Genomic DNA, 14,967 nt, shown 5'->3' with positions numbered 1-14,967 from the left:
GGCGGGCCACCCTGTGGGCGGCCCGCCGTTCTTGGTTCTCGACTGGTGCGGAGCAGCCTCAGGACTGCGCCGACACCACATTCACGGTCTTGCGACCGCGCTTGGTCCCGAACTCCACCGATCCCTCGACCAGCGCGAACAACGTGTCGTCCCCGCCGCGGCCGACGCCGGTGCCCGGGTGGAACCTGGTGCCACGCTGGCGGACGAGGATCTCCCCGGCGTTGACGACCTGGCCGCCGAAGCGCTTCACACCAAGGCGCTGCGCGTTGGAGTCGCGCCCGTTGCGAGAGCTGGACGCGCCCTTCTTGTGAGCCATTGCCCAAGTCTCCTTACTTCGCGATCCCGGTGACCTGGACCTTGGTCAGCGGCTGGCGGTGCCCCTGCCGCTTGTGGTACCTGGTCTTGTTCTTGAACTTGTGGATGCGGATCTTCGGGCCCTTGGTGTGCTCGAGGACCGTGGCGGTCACCGAGGCGCGGGCCAGGGCGTCCGCATCGGTGGTGAGCTCGTTGCCGTCGACGAGCAGCACGGCTGGCAGGCTGATCTCGGCGCCTGGCTCGCCGTCGAGCTTCTCGACGGTGAGCACGTCGTCGACGGCCACCTTGTATTGCTTACCGCCGGTCTTGACGATCGCGTACATCGTTGACGCACGACTCCTGAAATCGGGGGACACCACATACGCGCTCATCACAGCACGCCACCAGCGCCCACGACTGCTCGCAGGAGCGGCTCCGATATCCCAGGGTACGGAACGGATTTTGAACGGGTCAAACCGGGTCCCCCCCGGCGTCGGCGCCCGTCGGCGGCCCGGCCGGGCGCGAGGCGGCCCGGCGCGCGCGCCGCGGGCGCACAGCCGTCGACGGTTTCGGCTGCTCCGGGATGCCGACCGGAACGGCGGCAGCCCGGGGGGCCTCGCCCGGAGGGGGCGCGGTGATCACCGCGGCGGCGGCCTCGGAGGGGGCGCCTGCCGAACGGGTCACCCGTCCGCGGCGGCGCGGGCGCGGTGCGGGCTCGGTGTCGGCGGCCGGGTCCGTGTCGGCGGCGGCCGGGCGCGGCGCGGGCAGCGTCGGTGCGGATGGTGCACCTGCGGATGGAGCCGATTCAGACGGGACTGATCCAGACGGGGCCGGCACGGGCGGCGCCTGCTGCGACGGGGCCGGTGCGTCGCTCGCAGGAGCCGGGCGATCGACGGCCACGGTGCTCGTCCCGCCCAGCGAGGTCCCGTTGGTCGCGGAACGGTCCTCGCCCGTGTGGCCATTCGGCGCCGGGATCCGCACCCGGCTCGCGGCGGCCGGGGCGGCCGCCGCCACCGCGGCCGCCGCCGTGGCGGCACCGGAGGTGCGGTACTCCTGCTGAGCGCGCTCATCGGGAGCGCTCTCGTCGGCGCGGCGCGCCCGTGCTGCCCGCGAGCGACGCGTGTCGCGGTGCTCGACGGGCTCGGTCGAGACGATCACGCCGCGACCCCGGCAGTGCTCGCACGGGGTGGAGAAATGCTCCAGCAGCCCGCCGCCGACCCGCTTGCGGGTCATCTGCACCAGTCCGAGCGAGGTCACCTCGGCCACCTGGTGGCGGGTCCGGTCGCGAGCCAGGCACTCGGTGAGCCGCCGCAGCACCAGATCGCGGTTGGCCTCGAGCACCATGTCGATGAAGTCGATGACGATGATGCCGCCGATATCGCGCAGCCGCAGCTGGCGGACGATCTCCTCGGCCGCCTCCAGGTTGTTGCGGGTGACGGTCTCCTCGAGGTTGCCGCCGGACCCGGTGAACTTCCCGGTGTTGACGTCGATGACCGTCATCGCCTCGGTCCGGTCGATCACCAACGTGCCGCCCGACGGGAGCCAGACCTTGCGGTCGAGCGCCTTGAGCAACTGCTCGTCGATCCGGTACTCGGTGAATACGTCGGTCGGGCCGACGTGACGGTGCAACCGGTCGGACAGCTCGGGCGCGACGTGCCCGATGTAGTTCGACACGATGTCCCACGCGTCGTCGCCGGAGACGACGAGCCGGGAGAAATCCTCGTTGAACTGGTCCCGGATGACCTTGATGAGCAGGTCGGGCTCCTCGTAGAGGAGCGCGGGGGCCTTGGGCTTGTTCGGTCCGGTCGCCTCCGCCTTGTTCTTGATGACCTCCCACTGCGCCTGCAGCCTGCGGACGTCGCGCTCGAGCGCCTCCTGGCTCACCCCTTCCGAGGCCGTCCGGATGATCACTCCGGCCTCGTTCGGGACGATCTCCTTGAGCATCTCCTTGAGCCGGCGGCGCTCGGTATCGGGCAGCTTGCGGCTGATCCCGGCGGCGCCACCGGAGGGTACGTAGACCAGGAACCGGCCCGCGAGGCTGATCTGGGTGGTCAGCCGGGCGCCCTTGTGCCCGATCGGATCCTTGGTCACCTGGACGAGAATGCTGTCGCCGCTGGTCAGCGCCTGCTCGATACGACGGGCCTTGCCGTTGAGCCCCGCGGCGTCCCAGTCGACCTCGCCGGCGTAGAGCACGGCGTTACGGCCGCGGCCGATGTCGACGAACGCGGCCTCCATGCTCGGCAGGACGTTCTGCACGCGCCCGAGGTAGATGTTGCCGACCATCGAGTTGCCGGCGTTGGCGTTCGAGCCGTCACCTCCGGTGACGAAATGCTCGACGAGGATGCCGTCCTCGAGCACCCCGATCTCGACCCGGTCACCCTGCTCCCGCACGATCATGGAGCGATCGACGGACTCGCGACGGGCGAGGAACTCGGCCTCGGACAGGATCGGGGCCCGGCGGCGCCCGGCGTCCCGACCATCCCGGCGACGCTGCCGCTTGGCCTCCAGCCGGGTGGAACCGCGGACGCTCTGCACGCCGTCGGATCCCTCGTCCTCGGCCGAGCGATCGCGGGTCGGCCGGATCTTGGTGACGGTGTCGGGTGGGTCAGGCGTGGCGTCGAGGTCTCCGTTGTCGTCGCCGGAGGCCCGACGACGACGGCGGCGCCGCCGACGCGACGCCCCGGCCTCACCCTCGCCCGTGTCCTCACCCTCGCCCTCGGCGTCGTTCTCGGCATCGGCGCCGGCATCGGCCTCGACGCCGGCGATGTCGTCCTCGGCCTCGGTGTCGGCCTCGGTGTCCACCTCGGTGTCGGCCTCGGTGCTGGACTCGCCGGTCTCATCGTCGCCGGACTGGGCGCCGTCGGAGCCGCGGCCGCGACCCCGGCCGCGCCGACCGCGGCGACGGCGGCGACGGGCACCGCCCTCGTCCTCGTCGCCCGAGTCCTCGGAGACCTCGGACGCGGGCGTCTCGACCGCCGCGACGGGCTCGTCGGCCGCGTCCGTCGAAGTCGGGGCCGGCTCGGGCGCAGCCTCGGGAGCCGCATCGCCGCGGCGGGCGCGGGTGGGCCGTTCCGGTGGCTGGAACACCGGGGCGGGCGGGGCGAACAGCGGGGTCAGCGGCGTCTCGTCGGCGACGGTCTCGGCGGCCGGGGCGGGCTCCGCCTGCTCCGGGCCTGCCGCCTCGGCGCTGGTCGACTCGGCGAGGGCTTCGCCGGACTCAGCGGTATCACTGGCCTCAGCGACCCGAATAGCCTCAACCGTCTCGCTGGTTGTGGCAGTCTCAGCAGTCTCATCGGCCGCAGCGGCCTCACTGATCCCAATCGGCTCGGCGGCGTCAACGGCCTCAGCGGCCTCCGGGATCACGTCGGCGCCGCGGACGTCCTCGCCGTTCTCGGGCTCCGCCTCAGGCAGCAGGGCGGAGACGACCTGCTCGGCGACCCTCCGCTCGACGCTGGACTGCGCGCTGCGCACCTCGATGCCCTGCTCGTTCAGGATCGCCAGCACCTCACGGCTCGTCCGCCCGATCAGCCGGGCGAGCGCATGTACCCGCAGTCGTTCGGGCAGGTCGGCCAGCGCAGAGGGCCCGCCGGCGCTACCGGCGGGCGCGTCATCGTTCGACATTCAGCTCCTTCGCCCCCGGGCGCCCCCGAATCGGGAGGCGGCCGCGCAGGGGCCTTGCGTTCTCTCCCCGCGGTGCACGGGGAGCAATCCTCAGCTGCGGTGCTTCGACGCCGTACCGGAGGCCGGCGGGCGCCGGCAACGCACCGAACGCGCCCGGTCAGACTCGGGCGGTGACCCGGTCGGAGTCGAACGGCTCGGCGAGGCGGCCTCGGTCGTCGAGCAAGCCCTGGGCCATCCGGGTCACCTTCGCGGGCACCGGCGGCCTGAGACCTGCGACAACGTCGAGTGCGCCCAACACGTCGTCGGGTCGAACGGCAGGTGTCGTCTGCCGTACAACCGCCGTCAGTATCGCACAGCCCGCAACTATCTCGGCCGCGCTCACGGATGTGGGCCCGGCCCCCTGGGTGACCGCGGCGGACGCCAGCGCCGCCCGCACATCGGCCTCGCGACGGCCCGACGGGGTCATCCGCTCGACGACCACGCTGTCGCGCGCCAGCAACGCGTCCACCGCCGCGGTCAGCTCCGCCACCGCGACGCCCGGCAGCTCCATCCGCCAGCGGCTGGCGTTGATCCGATCGGCCAGCGGGGGCGGCTCGGCGACCACGGCGGCCAGCACGTCGAGCCCGGCGGGCAGCGCCGCGTCGAGCTCGGCGACGAGCCCGGCGGGATCGAGCTCACGGGTCAGGCCGATCTCCAGGTACTCCGCCTCGCTCGCCGCGCCCGTCGGGGCCGCGCCGAGCCAGGAGATCCGGGGGTGCGGGCTGAACCCGTGCGAATGCGCCACCGGTACCCCCGCCCGCCGGACGGCTCGTTCGAAACTGCGAGCGATATCACGATGAGACAGGAAGCGCAGCCGGCCGCGCTTCGCAAAGCGCACCCGGATCCGCTGGACCGTGGGCGGGGCCGGGTTCGCCGCCTCACCGGGCCGGACACGTGCCATGCCGCCAGTCTAGAATCCCGGTGCCCCCGGCCGCCGTGCGGTACCGCGCGTCGGCTGACCTCGACCCGGTAGCTCACCGCCCGCCTTCGGCCGCGGTCACCAACTGACTGAACGGGATGACGTCGACCGCTCCGGCGGCGAGCGGGACGAGCACCAGCCAGTCGCCCGGGTCGGCCAGCATGTCGACCAGCAGCCACCGCGCCCGGCCGACGGCGCTCTGGTCGAGCCAGCGCAACCGGACCGGGGCGGGGGCCGCGCCCAGCACCCCCACCAGCACCGGTGCGAGGGCTCTGGTCACGACCGCGGGATAGGTCGCGACCTCCAGGTCGACGCGCAGGGCGGGCGCGGGCACCCGGGCGATCGCCGCGGCCAGCTCGATACGGTGAGCGGCCCACCGGCCGTGACAGCACGGCGGTGACGCCACCCAACCGACCCGCCGGCCGTTGCACATCGAACTGGGGCCGCAGGTCACGGCGCACCAGCAGCGACGTCGGGTAGGGACCGCTGGACCGCTTCTCGTAGGTCTCGTAGTCCCGCGAGGTGGGTACAAGCGGGTCGTCGGTGGCGGAGACGTAGTCGAGACCCGCGGCGCCCGCCCGGGCGACGATCTCGACCACGTTGCTCGCCGACGCCTCCGGGAGCGCGACGACGTCGGCCCGCCTGGCGACCGCGAGGCTCGCGACCTCCGCCGCGTCGGCGCCGTCGGCGCTCACGTTCACGCTGACCACGGTCAGTTCACCGACCGCGCCCGGAGACCCATCCGCGACCAGCCTCGGCAGGATCCGGGGCAGCGGGCTGATGGCGAGCATCATGAGGGCGAGCCCCCGGATTCGCCGGCGACGCCCTGGGCACACCAGCAACAGCGTCCCGGCGGCCAGCACAACGACCATCGCCTGCACCCGGTAGGCACCGAGCTGAGCCAACAGCGGGAACTGGTCGAGCGACAGCGCCGAGGACCACAGGACGATCCCGGTGAACAGGAGCGCCGGCACGGCCATGAGCCACACGAGCGCACATGATCCCGGCTCCGCTCGGGCTATTGCGCCGCCGGGTGCAGCACGAGCACCGAATCCCCCGCCGGAACGAACCCGGCGCGCCGGTAGAACGCGGCGCTGCCCGGCGTCGGGGCCAGCAGCAGCCTGCGGTAGCGGCGCTGCCGGGCGTGCTCGACGACCGAGGTGAGCAGCGCCCGCGGCACCCCGCGGTCGGCGAAGGCGTTCAGCACGAACGCGTTACCGACCTGGCCGACCCGCCCGCTGCGGGCGCCCGGGCGCGGCATGTGCACGGTCTCGACGACGTTGATCGAGCCGACGGCCGTCCAGCCCGCCCGCTCCGAACCAGCCTCGGCCAGCCAGAACGTCCGGCGCGGCTGCTCGATCCGCCACCACTGGGCGAACGCAGCCTCGAATCCGGGGTCGTCCACGGGGTGGCCCCGGCGCTCCTCGAGCCAGGCACGGCGCAGCCCGGCCAGCGCCTCCACGTCGCGCTCGTCGGCGACGCGGATCGTGAACTCCGGTGACGCGACCCGATCAGCCACTCGCGAACCGGTTCCCACCGACGGGGTTCACCACCGTCAGCGGGAGCAGGGAGGTGCCGCTCGGGCCCACCTGGATGTCGGTGCCGGTCGAGGGGCAGACCCCGCAGTCGAAGCACGGCGTCCACCGGCAGTCGTCCTGCTCCCGCCCGCCGAGGGCGTCCTGCCAGTCGTCCCAGAGCCAGTCGCGGTCGAGCCCGGAGTCGAGATGGTCCCAGGGCAGGACCTCATCGCGCTCGCGTTCGCGGGTGGTGAACCAGCCGAGCGAGACGCCCAGCGGCTCGAGCTCCGCGGCGGCCGCGCCGATCCAGCGCTCGTAGGAGAAGTGTTCGCTCCAGCCGTCGAACCGGCCGCCCTCGCGCCACACCCGCTCGATCACCCGCCCGACCCGGCGGTCGCCGCGGGCCAGCAGACCCTCGATGAGCGACGGTTGCCCATCGTGATACCGCATACCGACATTACGCCCCAGCTTGCGGTTGCTGTTGACTGCGGCGCGGAGCTTGCGCAGCCGGTCGTCGACCACCTCGGGCGACGCCTGCGCGGCCCACTGGAACGGGGTGTGCGGCTTGGGCACGAACCCGCCGATCGAGATGGTGCAGCGGATGTCGTTGCGCCCCGACGCCGCCCGTCCCGCCTCGATCACCCGGTGCGCCATCCCGGCGATCTGCACGACATCCTCGTCCTCCTCGGTCGGCAGCCCGCACATGAAATAGAGCTTGACCTGCCGCCAGCCCTGCGCGAACGCCTGCGAGACGGTGCGGATGAGATCGTCCTCGGACACCATCTTGTTGATCACTCGCCGGATCCGCTCCGACCCGCCCTCGGGGGCGAAGGTCAGCCCGGAGCGACGGCCGTTGCGGGAGATCTCGTTGGCGAGGTCGATGTTGAACGCGTCGACCCTGGTCGAGGGCAGCGACAACGACGTGTTGGTGCCCTCGTAGCGGTCGGCCAGCCCCTTGGTGATCTCGGCGATCTCGGAGTGGTCGGCCGACGACAGCGACAGCAGCCCGATCTCGTCGAAGCCGCTGGCGCGCACGGCCTGATCGACCATCTCGCCGATGCCGGCCAGTGACCGCTCGCGTACCGGGCGGGTGATCATGCCGGCCTGGCAGAACCGGCAGCCCCGGGTGCAGCCCCGGAAGATCTCCACGCTCGCCCGCTCGTGCACCGTGTCGGCCAGCGGGACCAGCGGTTTCTTCGGGTACGGCCAGTCGTCCAGCTCGACGGTGGTGCGCTTCTGCACGGTGCGCGGCACGCGTTCGTGCACCGGGACGACCGCGGCGATGACGCCGTCGGTGGCGTAGTCGACGGCGTAGCACGACGGCACGTAGCAGCCGTCGGTCGCCGCCAGCCGCAGCAGCAGCTCGCGGCGTCCGCCGGGACGGCCCTGCTCCTTCCACCCCTTCACCACGTCGGTGATGTCCCCGACGACCTCCTCACCGTCCCCGATCGCCGCGACGTCGATGAAGTCCGCGATCGGCTCGGGGTTGAACGCCGCGTGCCCGCCCGCGACGACCACCGGATGGTCGAGACCGCGCTCGGTCGCGTGCAGCGGGATGCCGGCCAGGTCGAGCGTGGTGAGCAGGTTCGTGTAGCCCAGCTCGGTGGGGAAGCTCACGCCGAGCAGATCGAACGCGTCGACCGGGCGATGCGCGTCGACGGTGAACGCGGGCACGCCGCGCTCGCGCATCAGCGCCTCGAGGTCGGGCCAGACGGCGTAGCAGCGCTCCGCGAGGGCGTCGTCCCGCTCGTTGAGCACCTCGTAGAGGATCATGACGCCCTGGTTGGGCAGCCCGACCTCGTAGGCGTCGGGGTAGAGCAGAGCCCATCGCACCGCGGCGGACTCCCAGTCTCGCTGCTGCGCGTTCAGCTCGCCGCCGACGTACTGCACGGGCTTGGCGACATGCGGCAGCAGCGGCTCGAGGATCGGGAAGACGGACGCGGGGGTCACGCTGCCCCAGGGTAGCCCCGGCTCCGGACGGCCTCGCACCCACACCGCACCTGCCGCCTCGCCCGGCCCGCACGTGAGCGGCGCAAGCGTCATTCAGGGGTGCTTGCGCCGCTCACGTGCGGCCGGGTGCGCTCAGCCGAGCAGGCCCGCGGTCCGCAGCGCGGCGCGGACCGCCTCGTGATGGGCCTCGTCGAGCGGGACCAGCGGCAGCCGGATGCCGGGCTCCATCAGCCCCAGCTCGGCGAGCGCCCACTTCACCGGGATCGGGTTCGGCTCGATGAACAGCTTGCGGTGCAGTTCGGCGAGGTCGGCGTCGATCGCCGCCGCGGTCTCGGCGTCGCCCGCGATCGCCGCCGCGCACATCTTCGCCATCGCATCCGGGGCGACGTTGGCGGTCACCGAGATGTTGCCGTGGAACCCGGCGAGCATGCTCTCGCGCGCGGTGGCGTCGTCACCGGAGTAGAGCGCGAAGTCGTCGAGGCCGAGGGCGACGAGATCCCGCACTCGGCCGAGGTCGCCGAGCGCCTCCTTGATCCCGATGATGTTCGGCACCGCCGCCAGCCGCGCCACGGTCGCCGGCAGCATGTCGCAGGCGGTGCGCCCGGGGACGTTGTAGAGGATCTGCGGGATGTCGACGGCCTCGGCGACGGCCCGGAAGTGCCGGTACAGGCCCTCCTGCGGAGGCTTGTTGTAGTACGGGGTGACGAGCAGCGCCGCGTCCGCACCCGCCTGTTTCGCCGCCCGCGTGAGGTGGATGGCCTCGCTGGTGCTGTTCGCGCCGGTGCCGGCGATGATCGGGACCCGGTCCCCGGCGACGTCGATGGTGCGCCGGATGACGTCGGTGTGCTCGTCGACGTCGAGAGTCGCCGACTCGCCCGTGGTGCCGACCGACACGATGGCCGACGTGCCGGCCTCGATCGTGCGGTCGACGAGCTTCGCGAGCGCCTCATGGTCGAGCGAGCCGTCGGCCCGCATCGGGGTGACCAGCGCGACGATACTGCCGGTGATCATGGTTCGTTTCCTCCGCCGTGTGTACCGACGTCGAACGCTACCCGCACGGGAGACGGCACGCGCGCAGTGCCGGTGTTTCGCCGCGCCCGGCCCGCAGAGCCCCCTACTTCAGCAGCAGCGCGTCGAGCCGCCGAGAAGCCAGCACGACCCCGACCGCGATCATCACCGCGAAGTACCCGAGGTGGCTGAGCAGACCGAGATGCACCGCGCCGGTGGTCAGCGCACGCATCAGCTCGACGGCGTGGTACAGCGGCAGGCACTCGACCACCAGCTGCAACCATCGCGGGTAGACCGACAGCGGGTAGAACGTCGTCGCGAACAGGAACATCGGCAGCACCGCGAGCGTGACCAGGTCGAAGTCCTGCCAGGAGCGCATGAACGACGTCGCCGCCATCCCGATCGCGCCGAACGCGAACGCCACCACCAGCGCCGCGGGCAGCGCGAGCAACGCCCACGGCGAGGCGATCAGCCCGAACGCCGCCATCACCGAGAGGAACCCGGTGGCGTACAGCCCACCGCGCAGCAGCGCCCAGCCGATCTCACCGAGCGCGATGTCGATCGGCCCGAGCGGGGTGGCCAGCATCGCGTCGTAGAGCCGGGCGTACCGGAGCTTGAAGAACACGTTGTAGGTGGAATCGAACACCGCCCCGTTCATCGCCGACGCGGCCAGCAGTCCGGGCGCGATGAACGCCGCGTAGCTGAGCGACGCGCCGCCGGGGCCGGGCAGCTCCCCGACCAGCGACCCGAGGCCCTGGCCCATCGCGAGGAGATAGAAGATCGGCTCGAAGAACCCGGACACGAACGCCAGCCAGGTCCGCCGCGACGCGGTGGCCGATCGGAGCAGCAGCATCCGGGCGCGGCCCGCGTAGCTGCCGGCCGGAAGCAGCCGCGGCGCGAGCGGGACGTCCGGGACGGCGGAGGGGGCGCTCATGGTGTCAGCCTCCGTCGGAACTGCCGCGCCACCAGCACGGCCCCGATCACCAGCAGCACCAGCAGGAACGCCACATGGCCCGCGGCGGCGAGCGGCTGCCACCGGCCCAGCGCCGCCGATCGGGCCAGCTCGGTGCCGTGCCACAGCGGGGAGACCCAGGCCAGCGGCCGCACGACGGCGGGAAGCCGGTCGACCGGGAAGAACGTGCCCGAGAACAGCGTCATCGGGATGACGACGAACCGGAACAGCCCGGTGAAGGCCGAACCCTCGTTCTCCACGGTGGCCGCGAACGCCATCACCAGCGCGGCCACGGCGGTGCCGGTGAACGTCGCGGCGACCAGCGACACGGCGACCCCCGGACCGGTCACTCCTCCGAACACCGCGATGACGATCACGTAGACCGCACCGGAGGCGAACATCTTCAGCGCGATCCAGGTCAGGTGGCCGAGCCCGATCTGGGCGGCGGACAGCGGGCCCGCCGCCATCGCGTGGTACACCCGCTGCCATTTGAATCCGGACAGCACCGGATAGGTCGACTCGAACGCGGCGCTCTGCACCGCCGACATCGCGAGCAGCGCGGGCGCGAGCCACACCAGGTAGCCGACGCCGCCGGTGGCCACCTCGACCCGCCCGGAACCGCTCACCAGCGCGCCGAAACCCACGCCGAACGCCAGCAGGAACAGCAGGGGCTGCAGCACCGAGGACACGACCGTGGCTCGCCAGTTGCGCCGGTACCAGCGCCAGTGGTGCTCGACGACGATCCCGATCCCACCGGCGCGGCCCGGAACCCGGCCGGACGCGCTGGGGGCGGGGACGACCGCGGCGGTCACCTCGGCCATCGGTCCATCCTCCTCAATCCACCAGGCTCCGGCCGGTGAGCCGGAGGAAGACGTCCTCCAGCGACGAACGGCGCACCAACGCCGACAGCGGCCGCAGGCCGGACCGGGCCACCTCGGCCTGGGCCCGCTCGCCGTCGGCGGTGTAGAGCAGGAACCGGTCGGGCAGTTCCTCGACCCGCTCCACCAGCCCGGCGAGCTCGCCGGCCGCGGGCCGGTGCTCCGGAAGGAACCGCAGCTCGAGCACCTCACGGGTGGAGTACCGTTCGATCAGCTCGACGGGCGAGCCCTCCGCGACGATCAGCCCGTCGTCCATGACGACGAGCCGGTCGCACAGTTGCTCGGCCTCGTCCATGTAGTGGGTGGTGACGATCTGGGTGACGCCCTCGCGTTTGAGCCGGTAGAGCCGGTCCCAGAGCAGATGCCGGGCCTGCGGGTCGAGCCCGGTGGTGGGCTCGTCGAGCAGCAGCAGCTCCGGGTCGTTGACCAGGGACCGGGCGATCGTCAGCCGCCGCTTCATCCCGCCGGACAGCGGCTCCACCGGATCCTCGGCCCGCTCGGTGAGCTGCGCGAACTCCAGCAGCTCCGCGGCCTTGGCCCGGACGCGCCTGCGCGACAGCCCGAAATAGCGCCCGTAGATCTCCAGGTTCTCCCGGACCGAAAGCTCCGTGTCGAGATTGTCCAGCTGTGGGACGACCCCGATCCGGGCCCGGATCCGCGGTCCGTCGGACCCCGGATCCATGCCCAGCACCTGCAGCGATCCGCCCGAGCGCGGCGAGACGCAGGCGATCATCCGCATCGTCGAGGACTTGCCCGCGCCGTTGGGCCCGAGAAAACCGAACACCTCACCGCGCGCGACGTCGACGTCGATCCCGCGCACCGCCTCGAATGCGCCGAAGCGTTTGCGAAGATCGCGCGCCTGCACCAGAGCATCGGACACGCCGGAACGCTAACCCGGCGCACCGACAGAACGCGCGGAGTTTTGCGCGGAGTCAGAGGCTAGGGAACCACAGTTTGATCTCGCGGGCGGCCGACTCCGGCGAGTCCGAACCGTGCACCAGGTTCGACTGGGTCTCCAGCCCGAAGTCGCCGCGGATGCTGCCCGGGGCGGCCTTCTCGACGGGGTCGGTGCCCCCGGCGAGCTGCCGGAACGCCGCGATCGCCCGGGGACCCTCGACGACCGCGGCGACCACCGGGCCGGAGGTGATGAACTCGAGCAGGGAGGAGAAGAACGGCTTGCCGTCGTGTTCGGCGTAATGCTGGGCGGCCAGCTCGCGGTCGACGGTGCGCATCTCGAGAGCCACCAGATCGAGCCCCTTGCGCTCGATCCGGACGACGACCTCGCCGACGAGCTTGCGCTCGACGCCGTCGGGCTTGACGAGGACCAGGGTACGTTCAGTCACGCCGCCAGCGTATCGGCGGTTCAGGCGGCCACCGGCTGCAGGGCGGCGGCGCCGAAGGAGACGTTGAACCGGTCGCACCAGATGCTCACTCCGGTGAGCCGGGCGAGGTCGGCGTCGGCGGGCAGCTGGTAGTTCGAGCTTCCGAGGTTGCCCTTGAGGTCGCCGAGGTCGACGTAGCGACCGTCGTCGAACACGCCCCAGCCCTCGCGCCCCGGCAGCACGGGCGCGTCGGTGAGCCACACGTTCAGGTCGGGCCCGTTGCTGGTGTCGAGGTTCTCCAGCCGCAGCACGCGCGAGCCGTCGGGCAGCGCGAGCACCGCCACGGTGCCCGTCGTGGCGTGCTCGTGACTGATCAGCTCCCCCCTGGCCAGCAGCACCGGCCCGGCCGGTGCTGCGGGACCAGCGGGCGCACCGGCCACGACCGGGGCCGCCTCGTCGACGGTCTGGTCGACGAACAGCTTCCACGGCGCGAACCACACCACCGCGGCGACGGCCACGACCGCGCCGAGCGCCGCCACCACCCAGGTGACCGGGCGACGCTGCAACGGGCGGCGAGTGGTGCGGGCCATGCGACATCGTACCCGCCGAAGGCGGCTATTCGCCCCTGTCCGGCCCACGCCGCTGTGCGGGCAGCTCACCGCGCTCCATCTTGCGGGCGACGTCGCGGCGCATCAGCAGCAGGCCGCTCCAGACCAGCGCGAACACCACACCCATCGCGCCGAGTACCGGCACGAACACCGCGAGGGCGATCATCACGGCCTGCAGCGCGAGCGCAAGACAGAGACCCCACGGGCGACGCTGCAACCCGGCGGCGACGATCAGCGCGGCGGCGAGCCCGAGCACCGCCGCCACCCCGGCCGGGGTCGCCCCGGCCCCGAACTTCGTCAGCACGAGCATCCCCAGCAGCACCACGATCGACTCGAGCACGAGCGTGGCGGCAAACACCCCCCGCACGCCTTTCATCGGGTCGGGGTTGGGTGCCGGCGGCGGGGTCACGACGGTTCCTTGCCGAACAGCCTGCGCGCCTCGCCCGCGGTCACGACCGAGCCCGTGATGATGACGCCGACACCGGAATCGCCGCCCTCCTCAGCCAGCTCCACGGCCTGTTCGATCGCCTCGCCGAACACGGGTTCGACGCTGACCCGGTCGGAGCCGAACACCTCGACGGCGATCGCGGCGAGCTGGTCCGGATCCATCGCGCGCGGCGACGAGTTCGCGGTGATCACGACCTCGTGCGCGGCGGGCTCCAGCTCGGCGAGCAGCCCGCGGACGTCCTTGTCGGTCAGCACGCTGAGCACCGCGACGAGGCGGGTGAACCGAAACTCCGAGGTCAGCGCCGCGGCCAGGGCGCGAGCACCGTGCGGGTTGTGCGCCGCGTCGGCCAGCACGACCGGGGCTCCGCCGCCGCCGCGCAGCCGTTCCAGCCGCCCCGGCGACTGCACCGAGGCGAACGCCGCGCGCACCGCGTCGGGGTCGAGCGGCTGCTGCGGGCCCGCGCCGACCAGCGCCTCCACCGCCGCCAGCGCCAGCGCGGCGTTGGACGCCTGATGCTCGCCGTGCAGCGGCAGGACGATCTCGTCGTAGCGGCCGGATAGTCCTTGCAGCGCAAGGCGTTGCCCGCCAACGGCCAGCTCACGCTCCCGGACGCCGAACTCGGCCCCCTCCCTGGCCACCTGCGCGTCCACCCCGGCGACCCGTTCGAGGAGCACCTGCGCCACCGCCGGATCCTGGGCCGCGAGCACCGCCACCGATCCCGGCTTGATGATCCCGGCCTTCTCCCGCGCGATCTCGAGCAGGTCGTTTCCGAGGTACGCCGCGTGGTCCAGCCCGATCGGGGTGACCACGGCGACCTGGGCGTCGGCCACGTTGGTGGCGTCCCAACGGCCGCCGAGACCGACCTCGATGATCGCGGCCTCGACCGGGGCGTCGGCGAACGCCGCGAATGCCATCGCGGTGAGCACCTCGAACTTGCTGAGCGCCGGGCGGTCTCCCCGGCCGGCGTCGACCAGATCGACGAAGGGCGCGACCTCGCGGTAGAGCTCGACGTAGCGCTCCGGGGTGATCGGCCGGTTGTCCAGGCTGATCCGTTCGGTGGCCAGCAGCAGATGCGGACTGGTGTACCGGCCGGTGCGCAGGCCGATCTGGCCGAGGATCGCCTCGACCATCCGGGCCGTCGAGGTCTTGCCGTTCGTGCCGGTCAGGTGCACCACGGGATATCCGCGCTCCGGCTCGCCCATCAGGTCGACCAGGGCCCGGATGCGGTCCAGGGACGGTTCCATGACCGTCTCCGGCCAGCGCCGGTCCAGCTCGGCCTCGACGGCGAGGAACTCCGCGAACCCGGCCACGCTCGACTGTGCCGGGACGACGTCGGGGCTCTCCGCACCACGGATCGCGTCGAGGACGTGCGAGATCACCGCCTCGTCGACGGGCTTGTCACCGTTGCTGG

15 protein-coding genes are annotated in these 14,967 nt (G+C 72.2%); all 15 read right to left on the bottom strand.

Annotated elements, in window-relative coordinates:
• Positions 1-58: 58 nt before the first annotated feature.
• The 15 genes from rpmA to G567_RS0111275 all read right to left on the bottom strand — a co-directional run bounded on the left by rpmA (position 59) and on the right by G567_RS0111275 (position 14,866).
• The gene (rpmA, locus tag G567_RS0111350; RefSeq protein ID WP_028930089.1) at positions 59-316 is read right to left on the bottom strand and encodes a 50S ribosomal protein L27; all 258 of its coding nucleotides are present in this window, start codon (positions 314-316) and stop codon (positions 59-61) included.
• 13 nt (positions 317-329) lie between these two features.
• A complete protein-coding gene (gene rplU / locus G567_RS0111345; RefSeq protein ID WP_028930088.1) occupies positions 330-638 on the bottom strand; it encodes a 50S ribosomal protein L21 in 309 nt (102 codons plus the stop codon).
• 127 nt (positions 639-765) lie between these two features.
• Entirely contained in the window at positions 766-3,915 is a 3,150-nt protein-coding gene (locus G567_RS0111340; RefSeq protein WP_028930087.1) for a translation initiation factor IF-2 N-terminal domain-containing protein, read from the bottom strand.
• 157 nt (positions 3,916-4,072) lie between these two features.
• Positions 4,073-4,855 (bottom strand): TIGR03936 family radical SAM-associated protein, encoded by a 783-nt coding sequence (locus tag G567_RS0111335; protein WP_028930086.1) that lies wholly within the window; start codon positions 4,853-4,855, stop codon positions 4,073-4,075.
• A 73-nt stretch (positions 4,856-4,928) separates the two neighbouring features.
• Positions 4,929-5,279, bottom strand: a complete 351-nt coding sequence (locus G567_RS0111330; protein ID WP_147200917.1) for a hypothetical protein — start codon at positions 5,277-5,279, stop codon at positions 4,929-4,931.
• Positions 5,280-5,891: 612 nt separating this feature from the next.
• The gene (locus G567_RS0111320; protein WP_028930083.1) at positions 5,892-6,392 is read right to left on the bottom strand and encodes a GNAT family N-acetyltransferase; all 501 of its coding nucleotides are present in this window, start codon (positions 6,390-6,392) and stop codon (positions 5,892-5,894) included.
• Complete coding sequence (locus tag G567_RS0111315; RefSeq protein ID WP_028930082.1) at positions 6,385-8,340, bottom strand: TIGR03960 family B12-binding radical SAM protein; 1,956 nt, start codon at positions 8,338-8,340, stop codon at positions 6,385-6,387. The genes G567_RS0111320 and G567_RS0111315 overlap by 8 nt, the downstream gene beginning before the upstream one ends.
• A 132-nt stretch (positions 8,341-8,472) precedes the next feature.
• Complete coding sequence (gene dapA, locus G567_RS0111310) at positions 8,473-9,351, bottom strand: 4-hydroxy-tetrahydrodipicolinate synthase (RefSeq protein ID WP_028930081.1); 879 nt, start codon at positions 9,349-9,351, stop codon at positions 8,473-8,475.
• A 103-nt stretch (positions 9,352-9,454) separates the two neighbouring features.
• Positions 9,455-10,282, bottom strand: coding sequence for an ABC transporter permease (locus G567_RS0111305; RefSeq protein ID WP_028930080.1), 828 nt, complete (start codon positions 10,280-10,282; stop codon positions 9,455-9,457).
• Positions 10,279-11,121, bottom strand: a complete 843-nt coding sequence (locus tag G567_RS0111300) for an ABC transporter permease (protein ID WP_037056836.1) — start codon at positions 11,119-11,121, stop codon at positions 10,279-10,281. Before G567_RS0111300 ends, G567_RS0111305 begins: the two co-directional genes overlap by 4 nt.
• A gap of 13 nt (positions 11,122-11,134) precedes the next feature.
• Entirely contained in the window at positions 11,135-12,058 is a 924-nt protein-coding gene (locus G567_RS0111295) for an ABC transporter ATP-binding protein (protein ID WP_028930078.1), read from the bottom strand.
• 52 nt (positions 12,059-12,110) lie between these two features.
• Entirely contained in the window at positions 12,111-12,521 is a 411-nt protein-coding gene (ndk, locus tag G567_RS0111290) for a nucleoside-diphosphate kinase (protein WP_028930077.1), read from the bottom strand.
• Positions 12,522-12,541: 20 nt separating this feature from the next.
• Positions 12,542-13,090, bottom strand: a complete 549-nt coding sequence (locus G567_RS0111285) for a DM13 domain-containing protein (protein WP_028930076.1) — start codon at positions 13,088-13,090, stop codon at positions 12,542-12,544.
• Positions 13,091-13,115: 25 nt separating this feature from the next.
• The gene (locus G567_RS28210) at positions 13,116-13,517 is read right to left on the bottom strand and encodes a DUF4233 domain-containing protein (protein ID WP_037056834.1); all 402 of its coding nucleotides are present in this window, start codon (positions 13,515-13,517) and stop codon (positions 13,116-13,118) included.
• The gene (locus G567_RS0111275; RefSeq protein ID WP_028930075.1) at positions 13,514-14,866 is read right to left on the bottom strand and encodes a bifunctional folylpolyglutamate synthase/dihydrofolate synthase; all 1,353 of its coding nucleotides are present in this window, start codon (positions 14,864-14,866) and stop codon (positions 13,514-13,516) included. The genes G567_RS28210 and G567_RS0111275 overlap by 4 nt, the downstream gene beginning before the upstream one ends.
• Between the last annotated feature and the right edge of the window lie 101 nt (positions 14,867-14,967).

The sequence above is a fragment of the Pseudonocardia asaccharolytica DSM 44247 = NBRC 16224 genome, from assembly GCF_000423625.1.
Lineage (GTDB): Bacteria > Actinomycetota > Actinomycetes > Mycobacteriales > Pseudonocardiaceae > Pseudonocardia > Pseudonocardia asaccharolytica.
This window is presented reverse-complemented; position numbering and strand designations above follow the sequence as displayed.